The sequence below is a fragment of the Bradyrhizobium campsiandrae genome, assembly GCF_014529705.1.
GTDB classification, from domain to species: Bacteria; Pseudomonadota; Alphaproteobacteria; order Rhizobiales; family Xanthobacteraceae; genus Bradyrhizobium; species Bradyrhizobium campsiandrae.
Genome location: NZ_JAANIH010000443.1, coordinates 1 through 239, shown reverse-complemented (window position 1 = coordinate 239; position 239 = coordinate 1). Strand labels below are relative to the sequence as shown.

The 239-nt window shown below is 61.5% G+C and carries 1 protein-coding gene; it reads left to right on the top strand.

The window, feature by feature from the left end:
* The coding region (locus G8O24_RS43835) for a carboxyl transferase domain-containing protein (protein WP_283815687.1) at nucleotides 1-239 on the top strand (239 nt) is incomplete at both ends.

Sequence of the window (239 nt, the reverse complement as noted above, 5' to 3'; positions counted from 1 at the left end):
TCACCTTGGTGCAATCAGGTGGCGGCTTCCTGCCGGACATCGCCAATATCTTTCCGGACGAAGGGCAGGCCGGATCGATCATGTACAATCAGGTAAAGATGTCGGCCGAGAATATCGCGCAGATCGCAATCGTCCACGGCCCCTCGACCGCCGGCGGCGCTTACATGCCGGCGCTCTGCGACGACACCGTCATCATCCGCAATCAGGGCGCCATGTTCCTGGGCGGACCGCAACTGGTC